General features: G+C 37.8%; 21 protein-coding genes. 20 read left to right on the top strand and 1 reads right to left on the bottom strand.

The features are described 5' to 3' along the window. The first annotated feature begins 142 nt into the window (after positions 1 to 142). The 17 genes from H9655_RS07045 to spoVM all read left to right on the top strand — a co-directional run bounded on the left by H9655_RS07045 (position 143) and on the right by spoVM (position 18,052). Complete coding sequence (locus H9655_RS07045; protein ID WP_404826077.1) at positions 143 to 2,821, top strand: cation-translocating P-type ATPase; 2,679 nt, start codon at positions 143 to 145, stop codon at positions 2,819 to 2,821. 167 nt (positions 2,822 to 2,988) lie between these two features. Further along, the gene (locus tag H9655_RS07040; RefSeq protein ID WP_191812326.1) at positions 2,989 to 3,861 is read left to right on the top strand and encodes a YicC/YloC family endoribonuclease; all 873 of its coding nucleotides are present in this window, start codon (positions 2,989 to 2,991) and stop codon (positions 3,859 to 3,861) included. A 59-nt stretch (positions 3,862 to 3,920) separates the two neighbouring features. Then, on the top strand, positions 3,921 to 4,184 hold the full coding sequence (gene remA, locus H9655_RS07035) for an extracellular matrix/biofilm regulator RemA (protein ID WP_095369581.1): 264 nt from the start codon (positions 3,921 to 3,923) through the stop codon (positions 4,182 to 4,184). Positions 4,185 to 4,193: 9 nt separating this feature from the next. Continuing rightward, positions 4,194 to 4,808: a guanylate kinase gene (gmk, locus tag H9655_RS07030; RefSeq protein ID WP_191812324.1), complete on the top strand. Its 615-nt coding sequence runs from the start codon at positions 4,194 to 4,196 to the stop codon at positions 4,806 to 4,808. 1 nt (position 4,809) lies between these two features. Next, positions 4,810 to 5,034: a DNA-directed RNA polymerase subunit omega gene (rpoZ, locus tag H9655_RS07025; protein ID WP_095369579.1), complete on the top strand. Its 225-nt coding sequence runs from the start codon at positions 4,810 to 4,812 to the stop codon at positions 5,032 to 5,034. A gap of 157 nt (positions 5,035 to 5,191) precedes the next feature. Continuing rightward, complete coding sequence (gene coaBC / locus H9655_RS07020) at positions 5,192 to 6,400, top strand: bifunctional phosphopantothenoylcysteine decarboxylase/phosphopantothenate--cysteine ligase CoaBC (protein ID WP_191812321.1); 1,209 nt, start codon at positions 5,192 to 5,194, stop codon at positions 6,398 to 6,400. Further along, positions 6,397 to 8,805, top strand: coding sequence for a primosomal protein N' (gene priA / locus H9655_RS07015; RefSeq protein ID WP_191812319.1), 2,409 nt, complete (start codon positions 6,397 to 6,399; stop codon positions 8,803 to 8,805). Before coaBC ends, priA begins: the two co-directional genes overlap by 4 nt. A 120-nt stretch (positions 8,806 to 8,925) precedes the next feature. Further along, entirely contained in the window at positions 8,926 to 9,411 is a 486-nt protein-coding gene (gene def / locus H9655_RS07010) for a peptide deformylase (protein ID WP_191812317.1), read from the top strand. Beyond that, positions 9,408 to 10,358 carry a methionyl-tRNA formyltransferase gene (gene fmt, locus H9655_RS07005; RefSeq protein WP_191812315.1) on the top strand — a complete coding sequence of 317 codons (951 nt, stop codon included), beginning with the start codon at positions 9,408 to 9,410 and terminating at the stop codon, positions 10,356 to 10,358. The genes def and fmt overlap by 4 nt, the downstream gene beginning before the upstream one ends. Next, positions 10,355 to 11,707: a 16S rRNA (cytosine(967)-C(5))-methyltransferase RsmB gene (rsmB, locus tag H9655_RS07000; RefSeq protein WP_191812313.1), complete on the top strand. Its 1,353-nt coding sequence runs from the start codon at positions 10,355 to 10,357 to the stop codon at positions 11,705 to 11,707. The genes fmt and rsmB overlap by 4 nt, the downstream gene beginning before the upstream one ends. A 4-nt stretch (positions 11,708 to 11,711) precedes the next feature. After that, on the top strand, positions 11,712 to 12,797 hold the full coding sequence (gene rlmN / locus H9655_RS06995; RefSeq protein ID WP_191812311.1) for a 23S rRNA (adenine(2503)-C(2))-methyltransferase RlmN: 1,086 nt from the start codon (positions 11,712 to 11,714) through the stop codon (positions 12,795 to 12,797). Positions 12,798 to 12,801: 4 nt separating this feature from the next. Beyond that, positions 12,802 to 13,551, top strand: coding sequence for a Stp1/IreP family PP2C-type Ser/Thr phosphatase (locus H9655_RS06990; protein WP_191812309.1), 750 nt, complete (start codon positions 12,802 to 12,804; stop codon positions 13,549 to 13,551). A gap of 9 nt (positions 13,552 to 13,560) precedes the next feature. Further along, entirely contained in the window at positions 13,561 to 15,552 is a 1,992-nt protein-coding gene (gene pknB, locus H9655_RS06985; protein ID WP_225230499.1) for a Stk1 family PASTA domain-containing Ser/Thr kinase, read from the top strand. 15 nt (positions 15,553 to 15,567) lie between these two features. Further along, positions 15,568 to 16,452, top strand: coding sequence for a ribosome small subunit-dependent GTPase A (gene rsgA / locus H9655_RS06980; RefSeq protein ID WP_191812302.1), 885 nt, complete (start codon positions 15,568 to 15,570; stop codon positions 16,450 to 16,452). Positions 16,453 to 16,455: 3 nt separating this feature from the next. Continuing rightward, positions 16,456 to 17,100, top strand: a complete 645-nt coding sequence (gene rpe, locus H9655_RS06975; protein ID WP_191812300.1) for a ribulose-phosphate 3-epimerase — start codon at positions 16,456 to 16,458, stop codon at positions 17,098 to 17,100. A 127-nt stretch (positions 17,101 to 17,227) separates the two neighbouring features. Continuing rightward, positions 17,228 to 17,881, top strand: a complete 654-nt coding sequence (locus H9655_RS06970; RefSeq protein WP_191812298.1) for a thiamine diphosphokinase — start codon at positions 17,228 to 17,230, stop codon at positions 17,879 to 17,881. 90 nt (positions 17,882 to 17,971) lie between these two features. Then, positions 17,972 to 18,052, top strand: a complete 81-nt coding sequence (spoVM, locus tag H9655_RS06965) for a stage V sporulation protein SpoVM (RefSeq protein ID WP_095369568.1) — start codon at positions 17,972 to 17,974, stop codon at positions 18,050 to 18,052. A gap of 83 nt (positions 18,053 to 18,135) precedes the next feature. Here the strand turns inward: spoVM and rpmB are convergent, their stop codons facing one another. Beyond that, positions 18,136 to 18,324: a 50S ribosomal protein L28 gene (rpmB, locus tag H9655_RS06960; protein ID WP_095369567.1), complete on the bottom strand. Its 189-nt coding sequence runs from the start codon at positions 18,322 to 18,324 to the stop codon at positions 18,136 to 18,138. 404 nt (positions 18,325 to 18,728) lie between these two features. On the opposite strand from rpmB, the gene H9655_RS06955 reads away from it, so the two are divergent. From H9655_RS06955 to recG, 3 genes are all read left to right on the top strand, one after another. Continuing rightward, a complete protein-coding gene (locus H9655_RS06955) occupies positions 18,729 to 19,091 on the top strand; it encodes an Asp23/Gls24 family envelope stress response protein (RefSeq protein ID WP_095369566.1) in 363 nt (120 codons plus the stop codon). A gap of 16 nt (positions 19,092 to 19,107) precedes the next feature. Then, entirely contained in the window at positions 19,108 to 20,793 is a 1,686-nt protein-coding gene (locus H9655_RS06950; protein WP_191812296.1) for a DAK2 domain-containing protein, read from the top strand. 165 nt (positions 20,794 to 20,958) lie between these two features. Further along, positions 20,959 to 22,998 (top strand): ATP-dependent DNA helicase RecG, encoded by a 2,040-nt coding sequence (recG, locus tag H9655_RS06945; RefSeq protein ID WP_191812294.1) that lies wholly within the window; start codon positions 20,959 to 20,961, stop codon positions 22,996 to 22,998. Positions 22,999 to 23,088: the final 90 nt, after the last annotated feature.

Raw genomic sequence — 23,088 nt, 5'->3', positions numbered from 1 at the left:
TTTAGGACGAGACTGAATAAGCTTTCATGAGAGCCTTAAAAATAGGACAGCTCTCCATCGAGACAGTAGGGGAAGTAGGACGGTTCGCATTCAAGCATGTGCGAATTCTCTTAAAATGAAAAGGAGGAAGTGTGATGTCCGGATGAAATACCATGAGATGGAAGCGAGAGAGGTTGAGGATACGTTAAATACGAATAGGCATGAAGGCATGTCTGAAGAAGATGCGCAAAAAAGGTTAGAGCAATTTGGATATAATGAATTAGTAGAGGGAGAAAAGCAATCTGCTTTACTCTTATTTTTTAGTCAATTCAAAGACTTTATGACTTTAATTCTATTAGTAGCCACATTAATATCTGGTCTACTGGGTGAATATATTGATGCAATTGCCATCATTGCAATTGTGCTTATCAACGGAGTATTAGGGTTTTTCCAGGAACGAAAAGCGGAGAAATCATTAAGTGCTTTAAAAGAATTATCAACGCCTCATGTAACGGTATTACGTGATGGGGAATGGAAAAAGATTCCTTCAAAAGAAGTGGTTGTTGGTGACTTACTGAAGTTCTCCTCCGGTGATAGAATTGGGGCGGATATCCGCTTAATCGAGTGCAATAACTTAGAAATAGAAGAATCGGCCTTAACAGGTGAATCATTACCAGTGCAAAAAACAGTCGCAGCAATTAAGCAAGATAACCCCGGAATCGGCGATATGGAAAATATGGGCTTTATGGGTACGATCGTAACCAAGGGTAGCGGAGTGGGGGTTGTCATTGGCACAGGAATGAAAACAGCGATGGGACAAATCGCTGATATGATTCAAAGTGCGGAAACGATGACAACACCGTTGCAAAGAAGGTTGGAACAATTAGGAAAAATCCTCATTGTTGTCGCACTATTCTTAACGGTTCTTGTCGTAGGTATCGGTGTACTTCAAGGACAAGAATTATATACGATGTTTTTAACAGGGGTATCGTTAGCTGTAGCAGCTATACCAGAGGGATTACCGGCGATAGTCACCGTGGCCTTATCGCTTGGAGTCCAACGCATGATTAAACAAAAGGCGATTGTCAGAAAGCTCCCAGCAGTAGAAACATTAGGATGTGCTTCTGTCATATGTTCTGATAAAACGGGAACCTTGACTCAGAATAAAATGACTGTCACCCATTTATGGAGTGGTGGGAACACGTGGCAAGTAGATGGCATTGGTTATACACCAAAAGGTGATTTTTATCGCAGCGAAAAACGTGTAGATCCGAAAAAAGAAAAAACATTACAACAATTATTGATGTTTGGTATGCTTTGTAATCATGCTGAGATTCATAAGAAGAATAAAGAATTTATCATTGATGGTGACCCAACTGAAGGTGCATTGTTAGTCGCTGGGATGAAAGCGGGGTATAGTCGACCCTCTTTATTAAATCAGTATGAAATTCTCGAAGAATTTCCTTTTGATTCAACTCGAAAAATGATGAGTATCGTATTAAAGGATGCCAGTGGCAGAAGATTTGTAGTCTGTAAAGGGGCACCGGATGTGTTGGCGCAAAACTGTGAGAGTATCCTGTGGGATAATCGTAAACAAGCAATGACGCAAGAGATGCATAAATCAGTTAATGAGGCCATTCACGGTTTAGCCTCCCAAGCACTTAGAACGATTGCGATTGGATATAAAGAATTGACGAATGAGGGCAGAATAACATCGGAAAAAGATGCAGAAAATCGATTGACGTTCATTGGTTTACAAGGAATGATTGACCCACCAAGGACAGAGGTACGAGCAGCGGTTAGGGAGTGTAAAGAAGCAGGAATTAAGACAGTGATGATTACTGGTGATCATGTTACGACTGCTCAAGCCATTGCGAAACAATTAGGTATTCTTAATAAGTCAACAAAAGTAATGGAAGGTAAAGCACTAGCTACAATGAGTACAGAAGAGTTAGAAGATGTAGTTGATGATGTATCAGTGTTTGCGCGTGTTTCACCAGAACATAAACTAAAAATTGTTAAAGCTTTGCAAAATCGCGGTCATATTGTGGCCATGACAGGGGACGGAATCAATGATGCACCAGCTATCAAGGCTGCCGATATTGGCATTGCTATGGGCATTACCGGGACGGATGTAGCAAAAGAAGCATCTTCTCTTATTTTACTTGATGACAACTTCGCTACTATTAAATCAGCAATAAAAGAAGGTCGAAATATTTACGATAATATTAGAAAATTTGTGAGGTATTTACTTGCATCTAATGTTGGCGAGATACTCGTAATGCTGTTTGCAATGATACTAGCGTTACCTCTGCCACTCGTACCTATACAAATTCTTTGGGTGAATTTAGTAACAGATGGCCTGCCAGCGATGGCTTTAGGGTTAGACCGACCAGAAGGGAATGTCATGAAGCGAGAGCCGCGTAATCCTAAAGAAGGTATTTTTTCTAGAGGACTTGGCTGGAAGGTTATTTCAAGAGGGTTTTTAATTGGTGGAGTGACCTTACTTGCATTTATGCTCACATATAAAGGCGATCCAAATGAGCTCGCCTATGCGCAAACTGTCGCCTTTGCGACATTAGTCCTTGCCCAATTAATTCATGTGTTTGATTGTCGTAGTGAAAAATCCGTTTTTGCTCGAAATCCATTTGGAAATATGTATCTTGTCTGGGCGGTCATTTCTTCGGTTTTACTTATGCTTGTCGTTTTATATTGGCCGCCATTGCAACAAATTTTCCACACAGTACCAATCGCTGGTCGTGATTGGTTAATGATTGTTGGCTTATCTGCTGTCCCAACATTTTTACTTGGCTTCACATATTTGGCAAGAAAAACGAAGTGAAATATGGTATAATCCTTTAGGTAGTAGAGTGACACTCTATTACCTTTTGGTTTTTAATGCAAACTACATAATGTATGAATGTAAGAAACAGGTATGGTTAGTGCCAAATTTGTAGAAGAAAATTGTAGGTACTTCCCGCAAACGGCGAAAGGAAGTGTGGTTAAACGATGGTAGTGAGTATGACAGGGTATGGACAGGGTAAAAGGCAAACTGACACCTTCTCTATCACGATTGAAGTAAAAACGGTTAATCATCGTTTTACAGAATATTTTCTGCGCATTCCAAAGCAATTTCTCAAGCTGGAAGATAAAATAAAAAAAACGCTTAATCAATACATTAAGCGTGGTAGAATAGAAGTCTATGCAACCATAGAACAAACGGGATCGAAACAAAAAAAGATACGTGTGGATTGGGATTTGTTAGACGAATTTTATCGTTCAATGACAGAAGTGAAAGAAAAATATATGTTAAGTAGTGAACCTGGGTTAAAAGATTTACTTAATGACGATGTGTTTGCTATTGTGGAAGTGGATGAAGACGACGAATGGTTAGATGAGTTAATCATTGAAGCGACAAATGAAGCTGGTAAAGAGTTGCAAATGATGCGTTTAGCTGAAGGTAAGGAGCTAGAGAAGGATCTTTTTAAACAGCTTGGTTTATTAACTGAATGTCTTAACCGCTTATATGACTTAGCTCCTAACGTCGTAAAGCAATACGAGGACCGTTTGCGTAAGCGGATGGAGGAATATGCTGATGGTCATATTGATGAATCAAGAATCATAACAGAGGTGGCAATATTTGCCGATAAGGCAGATATCAATGAAGAGTTGACACGACTTGCTTCACATCGAAATCAATTTCAATTGACTCTCTCCTTGGATGATGCAATTGGTAGAAAACTTGATTTTATGATTCAAGAGATGAATCGTGAGGTCAATACAATCGGTTCAAAAGCAAATGATTCTACCATTGCTGGGGAAGTGGTTGAAATGAAGGGTCTATTAGAAAAGATGAAAGAACAAGTACAAAATATTGAATAAAGCGGTTTAGAAACGTGTGAGAAAGGTCAAAATAGTTAACTGATGACGGGGGGACGCATATGTCAATAAAATTAATTAATATTGGTTTCGGAAACATTGTTTCTGCCAATAGAATCATATCAATAGTGAGTCCGGAATCGGCACCAATTAAAAGAATTATTCAGGATGCAAGAGACCGTGGTGTACTGATAGATGCAACATATGGCCGTAGAACAAGAGCAGTAATTGTCATGGATAGTGACCATGTCATTTTATCTGCTGTTCAGCCGGAAACAGTAGCTGCACGACTGAATGACCGCGATGATGTTATCGATGAAGGGTAGGATTTTCTAATGAAGGAAAAAGGTTTATTAATTGTACTCTCAGGTCCATCTGGTGTAGGGAAAGGTACAGTGAGAAAAGAGATCTTCTCGCAGCCTGATACGGCTTTTGAATACTCTATTTCTATGACTACAAGAAAACCGAGACAAGGTGAAGTTGATGGAGTAGATTATTTCTTTAAATCACGTGAAGAATTTGAAACATTAATAGAGCAAGATAAATTATTGGAGTATGCTGAGTTTGTTGGCAACTATTATGGAACCCCTGTTGATTATGTCAAACAAACGTTAAACGAGGGTAAGGATGTATTTTTAGAAATAGAAGTACAAGGGGCAAAGCAAGTGCGAGAAAAGTTTCCTGATGGCTTGTTTATCTTCCTGGTTCCTCCTAGTTTATCTGAATTAAAAAATCGAATCGTCACGAGAGGCACGGAAACAGAAGATAGTATTAATCACCGTTTAAGTGCAGCTAAAGAAGAAATTGAAATGATGAAATTATATGATTATGTTGTAGAAAATGATCAAGTGGAAAACGCTTGTGAAAGAATTAATTCGATTGTAGTAGCAGAACATTGCCGTCGCACTCGGGTTGAACCTAGATATTTGAAAATGTTGGAGGCTGAATAATATGTTAAATCCATCAATTGATTCATTGATGACAAAAATCGATTCAAAATACTCTCTTGTATCTGTAGCTGCTAAAAGAGCACGGAAATTACAAAATAATGAAGAGCAATATCGTTTAGAAAAATATGTATCACATAAAAATGTTGGTAAAGCATTAGAAGAGATTAATGCAAATGAACTTTTTTATCGCTTAGGTGATACAACGCATGAAGGGGAAAAAAGATAAAATCCACATATTTGAAAAAATAACAACCTGTATGGAGGTTGTTATTTTTGTTCATAGCCGTAAAATTTGTTAAAAACAAGAAGAGATAGATGAAAAATTGAGCGAAATTATTCATAATAAAAGAAAAGTAACCTTTTGAATATTGGGGGTTTGTAAGATGTTAGATGGTAAAAAAATCTTGCTATGTGTAACGGGTGGAATTGCTGTTTATAAAGCTGTAGCTTTAACAAGTAAGTTAACGCAAGCTGGAGCTTGTGTGAAAGTGATGATGAGCGATTCAGCTAGACAATTTGTGTCACCGTTAACTTTTCAAGTGATGTCCCGTAATGAAGTATATTATGATACCTTCGATGAAAAGGACGCCAGTAAGATTGCTCATATAGATTTAGCAGACTGGGCAGATTTGATTTTAATTGCACCAGCAACTGCGAATATTATTGGAAAGCTTGCGAACGGCCTTGCAGATGATATGATTTCTACAACATTGTTAGCACACACATCGCCTGTATGGATTGCGCCTGCGATGAATGTCAATATGTACAATCATCCTGCCGTGATAAAAAATATAGATACGCTCCATCAGTTTGGTTATCAATTTATTGAACCGAGTGAAGGCTATCTAGCATGTGGCTATGTTGGAAAAGGTAGATTAGAAGAACCGGAAAAGATTGTTGAGCATATGAATCATTTTTTCAATCAAAAAGAACCGTTGTTAAAAGGGAAAAAATTATTAATCTCAGCTGGTCCGACAAGAGAAAAAATTGACCCCGTTCGTTATTTAACCAATCATTCGAGTGGTAAAATGGGCTATGCGATTGCAGAAGTGGCAGCGAAGCTTGGTGCAGATGTGACATTAGTATCAGGTCCTGTTCATATTTCTTCACCTCGTGGGGTAAAAGTTGTAAACGTTGAAAGTGCGGAAGAAATGTATGAAGAGATGATTGTTCGTTTTGCTGATGCTCATATTGTGATAAAAACAGCTGCTGTAGCGGATTATCGTCCAAAATATACTTTTGAGCAGAAAGTGAAAAAGAATGATGGTGATCAACAGCTAGAATTAGAGAGAACGAAAGATATTTTAATGGCACTTGGTAAGAGAAAGAAAAATCAAGTGTTGGTGGGCTTCGCAGCAGAAACAAATAATGTGGATGTATACGCGAAAGGAAAGCTGGAAAAGAAAAATGCTGACATGATTGTAGCCAATGATGTAACAAGTGCTGGTGCTGGATTCGGAACAGATACGAATATTGTTACTCTCTATAAACGAGATGGAACTAAAACAGCGCTCCCATTAATGTCTAAACATGACGTGGCAGAAAACATTTTAAAAGAGGCCCTTCATTTACATGAGGATGAGAGGAAATGATTGCTGAGGTCATTGTTGACGTACCGGCTAAGCAAACAGATCGACCTTTTGATTATGTGATACCGCAATCACTTGAGACGGTCATTCAAATTGGGATGCGAGTCGTCGTCCCATTTGGGCCAAGGAAAATTCAAGGTTTTGTTATTGGAATCAAACCTCATTCCACGCTAAATAAATTAAAAGAAATCATCGAGCCATTAGATTTAACACCTGTATTATCTGAGTCGCTCATTTCATTAGGAAATTGGCTATCAGAAGAAACTCTAAGTTATCGAATCTCTGCTTATCAAGCGATGTTACCAGCAGCACTTAAAGCAAAATATCAAAAAAAACTACTGGTTCCAAAGGAAAATAAACCGTTGTTGCCTCAAACCTTACAAAGCTTATTTGCTAATCAAGAAAGCATCATGTGGGAAGAAGCGAAAGAAACGGGCTATTTATCATTGTTACAGCAAGAAGTAACAAAAGGTCATATACAAATTATTTATGAAGTGAAAGATAAAATAAAAAAGAAAAAACGTCTCGCCATTAGAAGTGCTCTTTCAATAGAGGATTTAAAGACTTATCAATCGACTCTTACACAACGGGCACAAAAACAACATGACGTGATCAATTACTTTATCGAACATAATGATTGGATTTTCCTTACCGACTTAACGGCAACCCTACAAATATCGAATGCCGTCGTAAAAGAACTCGTGAAAAAAGAAGTATTAGAGGAGAGCGAACGTGAAATTTATCGTGACCCTTATGCAAATCGTTATTTTAAACGAACAGAACCATTGCAGTTAACAAATGAACAACAAGAAGCCATCGATCCTATCCATGATCGCATTGCCAAATCCATGCATGAAGTGTTTTTATTGTATGGCGTCACAGGGAGTGGGAAAACAGAAGTTTACTTACAGTCGATACAGAAAGTACTAGAGAGAGGACAAGAAGCGATCTGTTTAGTGCCAGAGATTGCACTTACCCCACAAATGGTTCATCGTTTTAAAGGAAGATTTGGGAATCAAGTAGCAGTAATGCATAGTGGATTGTCAGCTGGTGAGAAATATGATGAATGGCGAAAGGTACAGCGGGGGGAAGTGAAAGTTGTCGTTGGGGCAAGGTCAGCTGTATTTGCTCCGTTTGAAAACCTTGGTCTCATCATTATAGATGAGGAACATGAAACCAGTTATAAACAAGAGGAAAACCCGAAATATCATTCAAAAGATGTAGCAATAAAACGAGGGAAGCAAGGGAGTTTCCCCATTATTTTAGGTAGTGCTACACCATCACTCGAATCATTTGCTCGCGCTAAAAAAGGTGTGTACACTTTGTTAAGTTTGCCGAAGAGGATGAATAATCAAGATTTACCACATGTGGATATTGTAGATATGCGTGAAGAGCTAAGAAGTGGAAATCGCTCGATGTTTTCTTCTTCCTTATTAGAAAAGCTCCAAGTACGTATCGAAAGAAAACAGCAAACGGTCCTCTTCCTCAATAAACGTGGATACTCTTCTTTTGTTATGTGTCGTGATTGTGGCTATGTTGTTAATTGTCCGAACTGTGATATCTCATTAACTTATCATCGCCACCAGCAGCAAATGAAATGTCATTATTGTGGATTTGAGGATCATGTCCCCACTGTTTGTCCAGAATGCCAGAGTGATCATATTCGTTATTTTGGCACAGGGACACAAAAGGTAGAGGAAGAACTTCATAAAGTGTTACCAGAAGCGAGAGTTATTCGGATGGATGTCGATACAACGAGTAAAAAAGGTTCCCATGAGCGACTGCTTAATGAGTTCCAAAAAGGCCATGCGGATATTTTGCTTGGTACACAAATGATTGCCAAAGGACTCGATTTTCCAAATATCACGCTTGTCGGTGTATTATCGGCTGATACAATGCTTCATTTGCCAGATTTTCGCTCATCAGAAAAAACGTTTCAGCTATTGACGCAAGTTAGTGGTAGAGCAGGCCGACATCAATTACCAGGAGAAGTGGTCATTCAAACATACAGTCCTGAACATTATAGTATTCAGTTAGCCGCTGAACAAAATTACGATCAGTTTTACGAGCGCGAGATGATGATTAGAAAAGGCTTGAAGTACTCACCCTTTTATTTTATTACGCTTATTACGGTTAGTCATGAACAATTGATGAAAGCGTTAGATGTCACAGAAAAAATTACCACATTTCTGACTAGTCGCTTAACTAAAAGCGCCGTCTGCCTTGGTCCTGTTGCATCTCCTATTCCACGAATCAACAATAGATATCGCTACCAATGTTTGATAAAATACAAACGGGAGCCAGAGTTAAATCAATCATTAAAACAGATATTAGATCAATATCAGCAAGAAGTGACTTCAACTTCATTGAAAATATCTGTAGATGTTAATCCATTTATTCTGATGTAAAGAAAAACAACTAAAAAAGGTTATAGATAGAGAAAATCGTCGAGAATGGTAATAATTTAAGTCACTTTTCATAGAAATGGCTGGCTGTTGAATGAGAAGATGTTATGGAGGATTTATATTTTGAGTGTTAAACAAATAGTGATGTACCCTAATACAGTTTTAGAAAAAAAATGTACACCGGTAACGGTTTTTGATAAAAAGTTAGTCAGGCTATTAAATGATATGTATGATACAATGATTGAATTTGATGGGGTCGGACTAGCTGCTCCTCAAATAGGTCTCGATAAGAGAATAGCGATTGTAGATATAGAAGATGAACATGGCACGATTGAGATGATAAATCCAGAAGTAATCGAAACATCAGGTGAACAAACAGATCCAGAAGGCTGTTTGAGCTTTCCTGGCATTTATGGTGAAGTTACACGGCCATCATATGTGAAAATAAGGGCATTCAATCGCAAGGGAAAGCCATATGAGTTCGCAGCAGAAGGTTTTCTTGCTAGAGCAATTTTACATGAGATTGATCATTTGGATGGAATCCTATTTACCTCGAAGGTTAGCAGATATATAGAGGAAGAAGAGTTAGAGAGGTTGGATGAAGAATGACGAAAATTGTATTTATGGGAACACCGGATTTTTCAGTTCCGGTATTACGAAGTGTGATTCAAGAAGGTTATGATGTCATTGCAGTTGTTACACAACCTGACCGACCAGTGGGAAGGAAAAAGGTGCTAACTCCACCACCAGTAAAGGTGGAAGCACAGAAACATGGTATTCCAGTGCTACAGCCTGAGAAGGTTAAAAATAAAGAGGACTTGCAAGCTGTTTTAAATCTTGAGCCTGAGCTTATTATCACGGCTGCATTCGGGCAAATTCTCCCTAAGCAATTGTTAGATGCACCTAAATATGGTTGCATTAACGTACATGCTTCATTGTTGCCAGAATTAAGAGGTGGAGCACCGATTCATTACAGCATCATCCAAGGGAAAGAAAAGACTGGTATTACGATTATGTATATGGCTGAGAAGTTAGACGCAGGCGATATCTTAACTCAAGTAGAAGTCGAAATCGCTAAGGACGACACTGTTGGTACCCTTCATGAAAAATTAAGTGAAGCTGGCAGCAAACTATTGTTAGAAACATTACCACCGTTACTAAAAGGTGAATTGCTTCCGATACAACAAGATGAAGATTTAGCAACATTTGCATACAATATTAAGCGTGAAGAAGAAAAAATCCAGTGGAGTAAACCAGCAGTAGAAATTTATAACCATATTAGAGGTATGAATCCTTGGCCAGTTGCATATACGACTTTGTCTGATGGGGTTATGAAAGTTTGGGCTTCGACTATCATTGAATCAAAATCAAATCAAGTGCCTGGAACCATTGTCGGATTAGAAGAGGATGGCATCAATGTTTCTACCGGCGATGGTCAGACATTGCAGATAACGGAGATTCAGCCATCAGGTAAAAAACGCATGAAAGCGAAAGATTACCTGCGCGGTGCAGGTGCCCATCTTCAAGTTGGGATGAAGTTAGGGGACAATCAATGAAAAAGCAAAGAAAGAAAAATGTAAGAGAAGTTGCGATGGATCTGTTAGAGGCGATTGAAAAGAACCAATCGTATAGTAACCTCCTGTTAAACCATGCTATTAATCAAAACCGTTTAGAACAAAAAGATATTGGTTTGCTGACAGAACTGGTTTATGGGACGTTACAACGTAAAATGACATTAGATTATTATTTACAGCCTTATATAAAAAAACCAAATAAAGTGGAGTCATGGGTAAAGCAGTTATTAAGGATTACTGTTTACCAAATGGTTCACTTAAATAAAATTCCTGATCATGCGGCATTAAATGAAGCAGTAGAAATAGCAAAAAATAAAGGCCATAAAGGCATTGCTTCATTTGTGAATGGGATATTACGGAATATACAGCGAAATGGAATGAGACAAGTTGATGAGATAAAAGATCCTATTCAACGCATTTCAATAGCAACAAGTCACCCAGAGTGGCTCGTTGCCAGATGGGTGGAACAATTTGGGCTAGAAACAACGGAAGAAATGTGTAAGCTTAATTTACAAGCCCCGACACAAACAGCACGTGTAAATCGTACGAAGGCTACGACAGAAGAAGTGATGACATTATTGGAAGAAGAAGGATATGCCGTAAAACGGAGTGAATGGATCTCTGAAGCCATTCATGCCCTTCGGGGAAATCTAGCCAAGTCGACAGCATTCAAAAGTGGACTGATTACAATACAAGATGAAAGTTCAATGCTAGCTTGCTGCGCGTTGAATCCCCAAAAGGATGAAAAAATCCTTGATGCCTGTGCTGCTCCAGGTGGGAAAACGACTCATCTTGCTGAAGCGATGTCGGGGAGTGGAGAGGTTATAGCGATAGATCTCCATGAACATAAAGTGAAGCTTATTTCACAAACAGCAGACAGATTAGGATTAAAGAATATTGTCACTCTTGCACTCGATAGTAGACAAGTCCAAGATCATTTCCCGCAAGAGTCGTTTGATCGTATTTTGTTAGACGCACCATGCTCAGGTTTAGGTGTGATGCGCAGAAAACCTGACATGAAATATACAAAAAAAGCAGATGATTTAGTACGCCTGCAGGCCATTCAATTGGATTTATTAAATGCTGTCACCCCATTATTAAAAAAAGGTGGTATGCTAGTGTATAGTACATGCACTGTTGATGAATCTGAAAACCATCAAGTTATTTCACGTTTTTTAAGTGACCATAAAGAATTTGTTGGAGACTCAACACTTAAGGAAAGGCTACCACAAGCATTACAAACGTTTGTGAATGATTATGAAATACAAGTATTACCGCAATATATAGGTTCAGACGGATTTTATATCGCTTGTCTGAGAAAGAAGGTGTAATCACATGGAAAGAAATGCAACAAAGAAAAAAACAGAAACGAATCATCAACCATCCATTTATTCATTACAACTGGACGAATTAAAGGACTGGTTAAAGGAAAATAATGAAAAAGCATTCCGTGCAAGTCAAATTTTTGATTGGTTATATACAAAAAGAGTAACAAGCTTCGATGATATGACAAATCTATCAAAAGGTTTGCGAGAAAAACTCGCAGCTACATTTACTTTAACAACATTAAAGACGATTATTCAGCAACAATCTACTGATGGCACGATTAAGTTTTTATTTGAGTTACACGATGGCTATTCAATTGAGACGGTTTTAATGCGCCATGAATACGGGAATTCAGTTTGTGTAACGACACAAGTAGGTTGTCGTATTGGTTGTACATTTTGTGCATCTACTTTAGGGGGATTAAAGCGTCATTTAGAAGCAGGAGAAATCGTTGCTCAAGTCGTAAAGGTACAACAAGCATTGGATGAAACAGATGAAAGAGTTAGCTCTGTTGTTATTATGGGTATTGGGGAACCGTTTGATAATTATGATCAAATGATGTCTTTCTTAAAAATTATTAATCATGATGATGGCTTAAATATTGGTGCTAGACACATCACTGTTTCTACCAGCGGAATCATCCCGAAAATTTATAAATTTGCTGATGAAAATATGCAAATCAATTTTGCGGTCAGCTTGCATGCGCCTAATAATGATATAAGAGGAAGACTAATGCCGATCAACCGTGCTTATAAATTGCCTGATCTAATGGAAGCTATTCATTATTATGTGAACAAAACAGGTAGACGTGTAAGTTTTGAATATGGTTTATTCGGAGGAGTCAATGATCAAGTTGAGCATGCAGAGGAGCTTGCTGATCTCGTTAAAGGATTGAAGTGTCATATTAACTTAATCCCGGTTAATTACGTACCTGAGAGAGACTATGTAAGAACTCCTAGAGAGCAGATTTTTCAATTTGAAAAAGCATTGAAAAATCGTGGGGTTAATGTGACCATACGTAGAGAACAAGGTCATGATATTGATGCAGCATGTGGACAACTTCGTGCAAAGGAGAGAAAAGAAGAAACGAGGTGACAGTATGAAGGCTGTTTTTATGACTGATGTAGGGAAACTTCGTCAGCGAAATGAAGATAATGGTGGCATATTTACAAACGCCAGTGGTGATCGCTTAGCTATCGTAGCAGATGGTATGGGCGGTCACCGCGCTGGTGATGTAGCTAGTGAAATGGCCAAAGAGAAGCTGAAATCTATGTGGTTGCTTGCGCCAAAGATTGAAACAGCTGATCAAGCAGAAAAGTGGTTACATGATCATATTAATGAAACCAATAAAGCCATATATGCTCACAGTAAAAAAGTAACTGAATGTGAAGGTATGGGTACGACCGTTGTTGCTGCTATATGTACAAGCCGATTTGCAACGATTGTAAACGTGGGAGATAGCCGTTGTTATATTAGAAATGAAGCGGGTTTTCAGCAGCTAACCGACGACCATTCCCTTGTTAATGAACTGCTTCGGTCAGGACAAATTACAAAAGAGGATGCTGAAAATCATCCGATGAAAAATTTAGTATTACGTGTCCTCGGTACGGAAGAAGATGTGAATCAAGACATTAAAACGATTATTTTTGAGGATGATGATAGGCTATTGTTATGCTCTGATGGTTTGTCAAACAAAGTTTCAGAACAAGAGATGGAAGCTATCTTAAATGGCACTGACTCACTAGAGGAGAAAGCTACTGAGTTAATTAAACGAGCAAATGAAAATGGAGGGGAAGATAATATTACCCTCGTAATCATCGAGTATGCAGATGATTGTGAGAGAGGGTGATAAACGGTGATGATTGGTAAGCGTATAAACGGCCGTTATAAAATTTTGGAAATGGTCGGTGGGGGCGGCATGGCCAACGTTTATTTAGCTCATGATATGATTCTAGATCGAAACGTTGCATTAAAGATGTTGCGACTAGACTTCGCTGAAGATGATGAGTTTATTAAACGATTTCACCGTGAAGCACAATCAGCTACAAGCTTAACTCACCAAAATATTGTAACGATTTATGATGTAGGGGAAGAAGATACCCTTTATTATATCGTCATGGAATATGTTGACGGTCAAACATTAAAGCAATACATACAAAAAAACGGACCTGTTCCTTTGGAAACAGCCATAGATATTATGAAACAGCTAACATCAGCTATTTCTCATGCCCACCAAAATCAAATTATTCATCGTGATATTAAACCGCATAATATCTTAATTGATCATGAAGGTAAGATAAAAATTACTGATTTCGGAATTGCGATGGCTCTGAGTGCGACGAGCATCACCCAGACGAATTCAGTATTAGGGTCGGTTCATTATTTATCACCAGAACAAGCAAGAGGCGGTATGGCAAACCGTAAATCGGATATTTATTCATTAGGGATTGTCATGTTTGAGTTATTAACTGGAAGATTACCGTTTTCGGGAGAATCAGCTGTTTCTATTGCGTTGAAACATTTACAATCAGAAACACCTTCCTTAAGAAGATGGAACCCAGATATACCACAAAGTGTTGAAAATATCGTATTAAAGGCAACAGCAAAGGACCCATTTCATCGCTATAATAGTGCCGATGAAATGGAAGAAGACCTCTCCACGTCTTTAAACGAAGAGAGGATGAACGAAAGAAAGTTTACTGTACCTGATGACGATGATGCGACAAAAGCAATTCCGATCATTACTGCAGATAAAATGTACCATCCTACTGACGAAACGATTATTCATAAGATTGAAGAAAAAAATGAAGATAGTCCTGCACCTAGTGTAAAAAAGGAAAGTTCCAAAAAAGAAAAAGTTGAAAAGAAAAAGAAGAAAAAACGCAAAAAAGGTCCAATTATTCTTATATCTACTTTTGTACTATTAGTTGTGCTATTCGTCCTTTCTATCACTGTTTTACCTGAAATGCTTTCACCTGATGATATTACTGTACCAGATGTATCAAATATGAGCGTGGATGAAGCGAAAACATTGTTACAAGAAGAAGGATTTACGATTGGTGAAGAAATCGAACAAAACAATGATGAAGTAAAAGCAGGGGAAGTTATCAGAACCGAACCGAGAGCAGGTAGGACACAAAAAGAAGGAACCGCAGTAAATATTTATGAAAGTATCGGTAAAGAGCGCTATTCTATGGAGGATTTTACTGGTCGCCCTTTTAGTGATATAGAAGAGATGCTGAAAGAAGAGGGTTTCCAATCTATTCAATCAGAAGAGGAATTTAGTGATGAAACAAAGGGAACGATTCTAGAACAGAATATTGATCCCGGAGAAGAAGTGATTCCACAAGAAGAAGAGCTCGTCTTTGTTGTCAGCAAAGGTGAGGAACCAATAGAATTAAAAGATTTAACGGGTTATAACGATAAGGCCTTATCAGAATACGAAGCATCTAGTGGATTAACAATTGAAGTAGCTGGAGAAGAGCATCATGCTGAGATCGCCCAAGGTGAGGTCATTTCTCAGGATCCTGAAGCAGGAGCATCTTTAAATGACGGGGACACAGTAAAAGTTTATCTATCAAGCGGACCCGAACAAGTTCCTGTAGAAGTGAAAAGAGAAGTGAATGTACCGTATAAGCCCAATCCTGATAATGTCGGACAACCTCAAGAAGTACAAATTTTTATAGAGGATATGGACAACAATATTGATGAGCCATTTAATACAATTCATATTACTGAAGATCGGGTTATTTCTTTTACTCTGCAAATTCAACCTGGAGAAACCGCTTCTTACCAAATTATGAGAGATGGTCAAATGATTATTCAAGAAAATGTTCCGTATGAACAGTGATGTAGGAGGACAGTTATGCCAGAAGGCAAAATCATAAAAGCTTTAAGTGGCTTTTATTATGTTTTGAACAAGGATAAAGAAATCATCCAATGTCGTGGACGTGGTGTTTTTCGTAAAAATAAAATAACTCCATTAGTCGGAGATGAAGTAAACTATCAAGCAGAAAATGATAAAGAAGGGTATATTTTAGAAGTGAAAGAGCGTAAAAATGAACTTATTCGCCCACCTATTGCGAATGTAGATCAAGCTTTTCTCATTTTCTCAAGTGTTGAACCTACCTTTAGTACAGCGTTATTAGATCGTTTTCTTGTCTTGGTAGAATCAAATCATATTACGCCTATTATTTGTATCACTAAGATGGATTTGGCAAGTAAAGAAGAACAAGAAACACTAGCTGTATATGCTGATAACTATCGAAAAGCGGGATATAAAGTTATTTTGACTTCATCCGAAACGGAGGAAGGAATCGAGGATCTTTATCCTTTCATTACGGGAGAAATATCAGTATTTGCTGGCCAATCAGGTGTTGGTAAATCTTCACTATTGAATGTATTACGACCTGATTTGCAATTGAAAACAGACGACATTTCCTCTCATTTAGGGAGAGGAAAACATACAACAAGACATGTGGAGCTCATTGAGATTAATGGTGGCCTTGTGGCTGATACACCGGGTTTTAGTTCTTTAGAATTTACTGATATTGAGCAAGAGGATTTACAAACTTATTTTCCTGACATCCAAGAAATAAGTAGCTCATGTAAATTTAGGGGTTGCATGCATTTGAAGGAACCTAAATGTGCAGTTAAACAAGCGATGGAAATTGGTGATTTGCCAAGCTATCGCTATGAGCATTATATTACTTTTATAGAAGAAATCAGAGACAGAAAGCCGAGGTATTAACGCATGGTTAAAATTGCACCATCGATTTTATCTGCAGATTTTTCTAGATTAGGAGAAGAAATTCTTGATGTTGAACGTGGGGGAGCGGATTATATTCATGTAGATGTAATGGATGGTCACTTTGTTCCTAATATTACGATTGGTCCGTTGATTGTTGAAGCCATCAGACCGATAACGAACCTACCATTAGATGTTCATCTTATGATAGAAAACCCTGATCAATATATTCCAAGCTTCGCCTCAGCAGGAGCAGATATAATTACTGTTCATGCGGAGGCGTGTAAACATCTTCATCGTACAATACATCTCATCAAGTCATTGGGTGTTAAAGCAGGCGTTGTGATTAATCCTGCAACACCTGTCGAAGCGATTAAGCATGTGATAACTGATGTGGATATGGTGTTATTAATGACTGTGAACCCTGGATTTGGGGGACAATCATTTATTGAAAATGTTTTACCTAAAATTGCTGAAGTAAAAGAGTGGAGTAAAACATGTAATCCCTCTCTCGAAATCGAGGTGGATGGTGGCGTAAATGAGGAGACTGCTAAAAGATGCATTGCTGCAGGAGCGAATGTTTTAGTAGCAGGATCTGCCGTTTATAATAAACAAGACCGTAAAGAGGCGATTGCTAGACTGCGGAATTGACCTGAAAAAGCTGATTTTAAGATTATACTTAGAGTCAGCTTTTCTTATGTTTTTATTTTACGTAGATAGCAATTGAAAGAATAAATAGTTCATAACCTGAAAGATAGAAAAAGTGGAGGGTGTGGAGATGAAAATCAATTTATTAGCAGGAGGGCCACAACAGTATTTACCCAATCTCAGTGACTATTGTTTTGATGACGTATTATGGATAGGTGTAGATCGTGGTGCTTATACATTAATTAAGAAGGGAATCGCTATTGATTATGCATTCGGAGATTTTGATTCAGTTGATGAAAGTCAGTACAGTATAATTAAACAGCATGTTCCTCATCTTCAGAGGGTAAAACCTGAAAAGGATGAAACGGATATGGAATTAGCACTTTTATGGGCGATCGAACAAAAGCCCGAAGAAATTACGATATTTGGAGCCACAGGTGGGAGATTAGATCATTTTTTTGCTAATACTCAACTGTTAATTCAACCACTTCTAAATGACACTCTAGTACCTATTCGTATAGTTGATAAACAAAATCAAATTATGGTTAAAAAGAGCGGGCATTATCAAATTGCTAAGGAATCAACATATCCATACATATCTTTCATTCCCGTAACAGAAAGCGTGAAGAACTTGACATTAACGGGTTTCAAGTACCCATTAACTAATCGCTTCGTTCCCTTTGGGTCAACTCTTTGTATAAGTAATGAACTTATTAATGATAATGGTACTTTTTCTTTTGATAAAGGCATATTAATGGTGATAAGAAGCAAGGATGAAAAATAACTATTATTGATTCCTTTGTTCTAATATGAATAAAAAGAAGTAGCGCGTACGTTTATTACTTAAGGTGTGAGACTTTGAGGAGGGACTTAAATGAGATTTTATACAATCAAGCTGCCTAAATTTTTGGGAGGCATTGTGAGGGCGATGCTAGGGACATTTAAAAAGGAGTAAAGAGAACACTCTTTCTTTAGTAAAGTCTTTAGTGCGAATATTGTATAAAAAAGAGGGTACCAATAATGGTACCCTCTCATTCATTATACGCGTTCAACTTTACCTGATTTCAAAGCTCTTGCAGAAACCCATACTCGTTTAGGTTTACCGTCTACAAGAATGCGTACTTTTTGTAGGTTAGCACCCCAAGTACGTTTGTTAGCGTTCATCGCATGAGAACGGGCATTACCTGTTTTTGTTTTCTTTCCAGTAATTACACATTGGCGTGGCATCTATATTCCCTCCTTACTAAAACATGACGTCGTTATTTTCATGTTTCGATCACAATTGTCAGTTACATCTAACTTAATACGAAAGTAGCTCGCACCACTTTCATACTAAAAAGATACTTTAATAATTTATCATACAAACACTTACAATGCAATAGTTTGCCTCTATTCTATCAAGAAAAAAACCTTGACATATATGTTGTGAAAATACGTTATAATATGAAAGAGGCAAGTATGACTTTTAAAATGCTTACATGTATAGTAAAATATTCTTTATGAAAAGTGTAGTACATGCGTCTATTCGTTCCATGGCTTCATCATACAATGAATGATATTCATTTTTATTCACAATGAAAACGAAGACTAGCTTAGAAGAAGCATAATTAACCAGAAGGGGGAACAACAAAATGTCCATCGAATTAAAGAATAACTACGGGCAAATTGATATCTCAAATGACGTAATTGCGACAATTGCAGGAGGAGCAGCAGTCGACTGCTATGGTATTGTTGGCATGGCCTCTAAACATCAAATAAAAGACGGCTTATCTGAAATCCTGCGTAAAGAAAATTTTACTAAAGGTGTCATCGTGCGTCAGGAAGAAGATGAAGTACATATCGACATGTATATTATTGTCAGCTACGGAACGAAAATCTCTGAAGTTGCTCATAATGTGCAATCAAAAGTTAAATACACTTTAGATCAAACAGTCGGTTTAAGTACTGAGTCTGTTAATATTTTTGTTCAAGGTGTTCGTGTAACGAACCCGTAATGAGGAGGAAAATTTCGTGTCAATTAAAGTTTTAGAAGGAAAACAATTTGCGAAAATGATTATCCAAGGAGCTAATCATTTATCTACAAATGCAGATTATGTAGACGCATTGAACGTTTTCCCTGTTCCTGATGGTGATACGGGAACAAATATGAACTTGTCAATGACTTCTGGTGCAAAGGAAGTTAAAAATATAACAACCAATCATATTGGTAAAGTGGGAGTTGCTCTTTCAAAGGGTCTTTTAATGGGCGCTCGTGGTAACTCTGGCGTAATTCTCTCTCAACTTTTTCGAGGGTTCGCAAAGCATATTGAGCAGAAAGAAAGTGTAAATGGACTTGAATTTGCTTCTGCATTTGCAGCGGGTGTAGAAACTGCGTATAAAGCGGTTATGAAACCTGTAGAAGGAACGATATTAACTGTTGCGAAAGATGCTGGGAAAAAAGCCGTACAAGTAGCACAAACAGAAGATGATATTGTTAAAATTATGCAAGCAATCGTCAATGAAGCTAAAGCTTCTCTTGAGCGTACGCCAGAGCTACTACCAGTGTTAAAAGAAGTAGGAGTAGTTGATAGTGGTGGACAAGGTCTCCTCTTTGTATATGAAGGCTTTCTAGCAGAATTAAAGGGAGAAGCATTACCAGATTCTAGTGCGTCTATCCAGAAAATGGAAGAGCTTGTGAGTGCGGAACATCATAAAAGTGTTCAGAGTCATATGAATACAGAAGATATTGTATTCGGTTACTGTACGGAATTTATGGTTAGATTTGAATCTGAGAAGTTAGCTGAGAATCCGTTCTCTGAAGAAAAATTCCGCCAAGACTTAAGTCAATATGGTGATTCCTTACTTGTTATTGCTGATGAAAACCTCGTAAAGGTTCATATTCATTCCGAACAACCAGGTGATTGCTTATCTTATGGTCAAAAGTACGGAAACCTTATAAATATGAAAATTGAGAATATGCGTTTGCAACACACAAACATTCTTGATGAAGATGAAAAGGCTTCCTCTTCACAAAATGACGCTAAAGTTCCCCAAGAAAAACGTGAATACGGAGTGATCACTGTTTCAATGGGAAGTGGAATAGCTGATGTCTTCCGTAGTATTGGTGCGCATGTAGTAATCGAAGGCGGACAAACAATGAATCCAAGCACAGAGGATATTGTAAAAGCTATTGAAGAAGTGAATGCAGAGAAAGTAATTATCTTACCAAATAATAAAAATATTATTATGGCTGCTGAACAGGCATGTGAAGTATCAGAAACTGATGCCATTGTTGTTCCTTCTAAAACTGTTCCTCAAGGAATGAGTGCGCTCCTTGCTTTCAATCCATCCATGGAACTAACAGAGAATAAGGATTATATGTCTGAAGCATTATCACATGTCAAAACAGGTCAAATCACTTTTGCAGTCCGCGATACAAGTATCGATGGTCTTGAGATTGAAAAAGGCGATTTTATGGGGATTGAAGAAGGCAAAATTATCGTTAAAGATAAAGATAAACTTCAATCTGCTAAAAGTTTAATTGACCAGATGATAGATGAAGATTCAGAAATTGTCACAATTATTCAAGGTGAAGATGCCTCAAAAGAAGATGTAGAAGTAATTCTTAACTATATAGAAGAGAAGTATGATGATGTCGAAGTAGAAGTGCACGACGGCAAACAACCATTATATGCATTTATCTTCTCGGTAGAATAAATAGAAGAGAATGGCCATGGGTAGCTTCTTTACACTCCCGTGGCCTTTTTTAATCATATGGTTTTTAAAACGATGCCTCTTTCTTCGCCTATTTAGTGCTCGCCAAAAAGGGCGAGTTTTCTTTATTTCCCGAAACGAAAGTCTGTTTGAAAAGGAGGGTCAAGCATGTTAAGTGACAAAGTAGATCATATAAAAGGATTGGGTCAATCTGCTGCAGATAATCTTAAAGAGATGGGAATCATCACTATAGGCGACTTGATTGAATACTTGCCTTTTCGTTATGAAGACTATCGTCTAAAAGATTTAAGTGAAATCAAACATGAAGAACGCGTTACAGTTGAGGGGAAAGTCCATTCAGAGCCCACTCTTAGTTTTTATGGACGTAAACGTTCTCGCTTAACATTTCGAGTATTGGTCGACCGCTATCTCATACAAGTAATTGCGTTTAATCAACCTTATTTAAAAAAGCAAATAGAATTAAATGATACAGTTACGATTACGGGAAAATGGGACCAACATCGCCAAACGATTACTTTAGGTAAACTTACAAAAGGTGAGGTTACGCAAACGAATGCATTTGAACCTGTTTATGCTGTTAAAGGGAAAGTCACTGTAAAGTCTTTACGTCGCTATATTAAGCAAGCACTTGATCAATACGGACACGATATAGTAGAAACACTACCTTCAGAATACATAGGGGCTTACCGCTTGATGGCGCGTGAAAAAGCGATTCGAACATTACATTATCCTGATACCCCGGAAATGCTAAAGCAAGCAAGAAGAAGATTAGTGTATGAAGAGTTCTTTTATTTTCAATTAAAAATCCAAGCTTTACGAAAAATAGAAAGAGAAAGTAGTGCAGGGGTAAACATTGATTATCATTTACAACGATTAAAGTCATTTATTGATACACTTCCTTTTGAACTGACGGGTGCACAAAAAAGAGTTGTTAATGAAATTCTCTATGATATGAAATCTAATTATCGTATGAATCGATTGCTTCAAGGTGATGTTGGATCAGGTAAAACAGCAGTCGCTGCTATTATGCTATTTGCTGCTAATAGTGCGGGATATCAAGGTGCATTAATGGTGCCGACAGAGATCTTAGCTGAACAACATGCGGAATCAATGGCTAAGATGTTTGCGGATTATCCAATACGGATTGAAACATTAACAAGTTCAGTAAAGGGGAAAAAGAGAAAAGAACTACTTGCAGAATTAGAAGCAGGCAACATCGATATTGTTATTGGTACACATGCCCTTATTCAAACGGAAGTTGTTTTTAAAAGATTAGGGCTTGTAATTACAGATGAACAACATCGCTTTGGTGTTGAGCAGCGTCGTGTATTAAGGCAAAAGGGTGAAAACCCTAACGTATTATTTATGACTGCGACCCCTATTCCGAGAACTTTGGCTATTACTGCATTTGGTGAAATGGATGTATCCATAATCGATGAAATGCCTGCAGGTAGAAAAGTAATAGAAACGTATTGGGCAAAACTTGATATGCTAGAAAGGGTATTAGGTTTTATGGAGAAAGAATTACGTGGAGGACAGCAAGCTTATGTGATTTGCCCACTCATCGAAGAATCAGAAAAACTTGATGTCCAAAATGCAATTGATGTCCATGCTATTCTTATGCAATATTTTCAAGATAGATATAAGGTTGGTTTAATGCACGGGCGTCTACATCCTAATGAGAAAGATGATGTGATGAAGAAGTTCAGTGACAATCAGACGCAAGTACTAGTATCTACAACTGTAGTTGAAGTAGGTGTAAATGTACCGAATGCCACAATGATGCTCATCTACGATGCCGATCGCTTTGGGTTAGCAACGCTTCATCAGTTAAGAGGACGAGTTGGTAGGGGAGATAAACAGTCCTTTTGTATATTACTAGCAGATCCTAAATCAGAAGTTGGGAAAGAAAGAATGCGAATTATGACAGAAACGAATGATGGGTTTGTTTTAAGTGAGAAGGACTTAGAATTACGTGGTCCAGGTGATTTTTTTGGTCGCAAGCAAAGTGGGCTTCCTGAATTCAAGGTAGCTGATATGGTACATGATTACCGTGCGCTTGAAGTGGCAAGGAACGATGCTACGCAATTAATTCAAACAGAGAGCTTTTGGTATGATGCAGAATATCAAATGTTAAGAGATTACTTAAGGGATCATGGTGTGCTTGAAGGTGAGAAGTTAGATTAATATTAAGAGCGATGAAAAGGAGATATTCCCTCTAGGTGCAGCTCTCCATTTATTACGGTGGATAAATGAAGTTATTAGCTACTAAAAGAA

Origin of the sequence: Cytobacillus stercorigallinarum, from assembly GCF_014836495.1 — a bacterium.
Taxonomy (GTDB): Bacteria; Bacillota; Bacilli; order Bacillales; family Cytobacillaceae; genus Cytobacillus; species Cytobacillus stercorigallinarum.
Note: the sequence above shows the minus strand (reverse complement) of the source record. Positions and strands in the feature narration are given on the sequence as shown.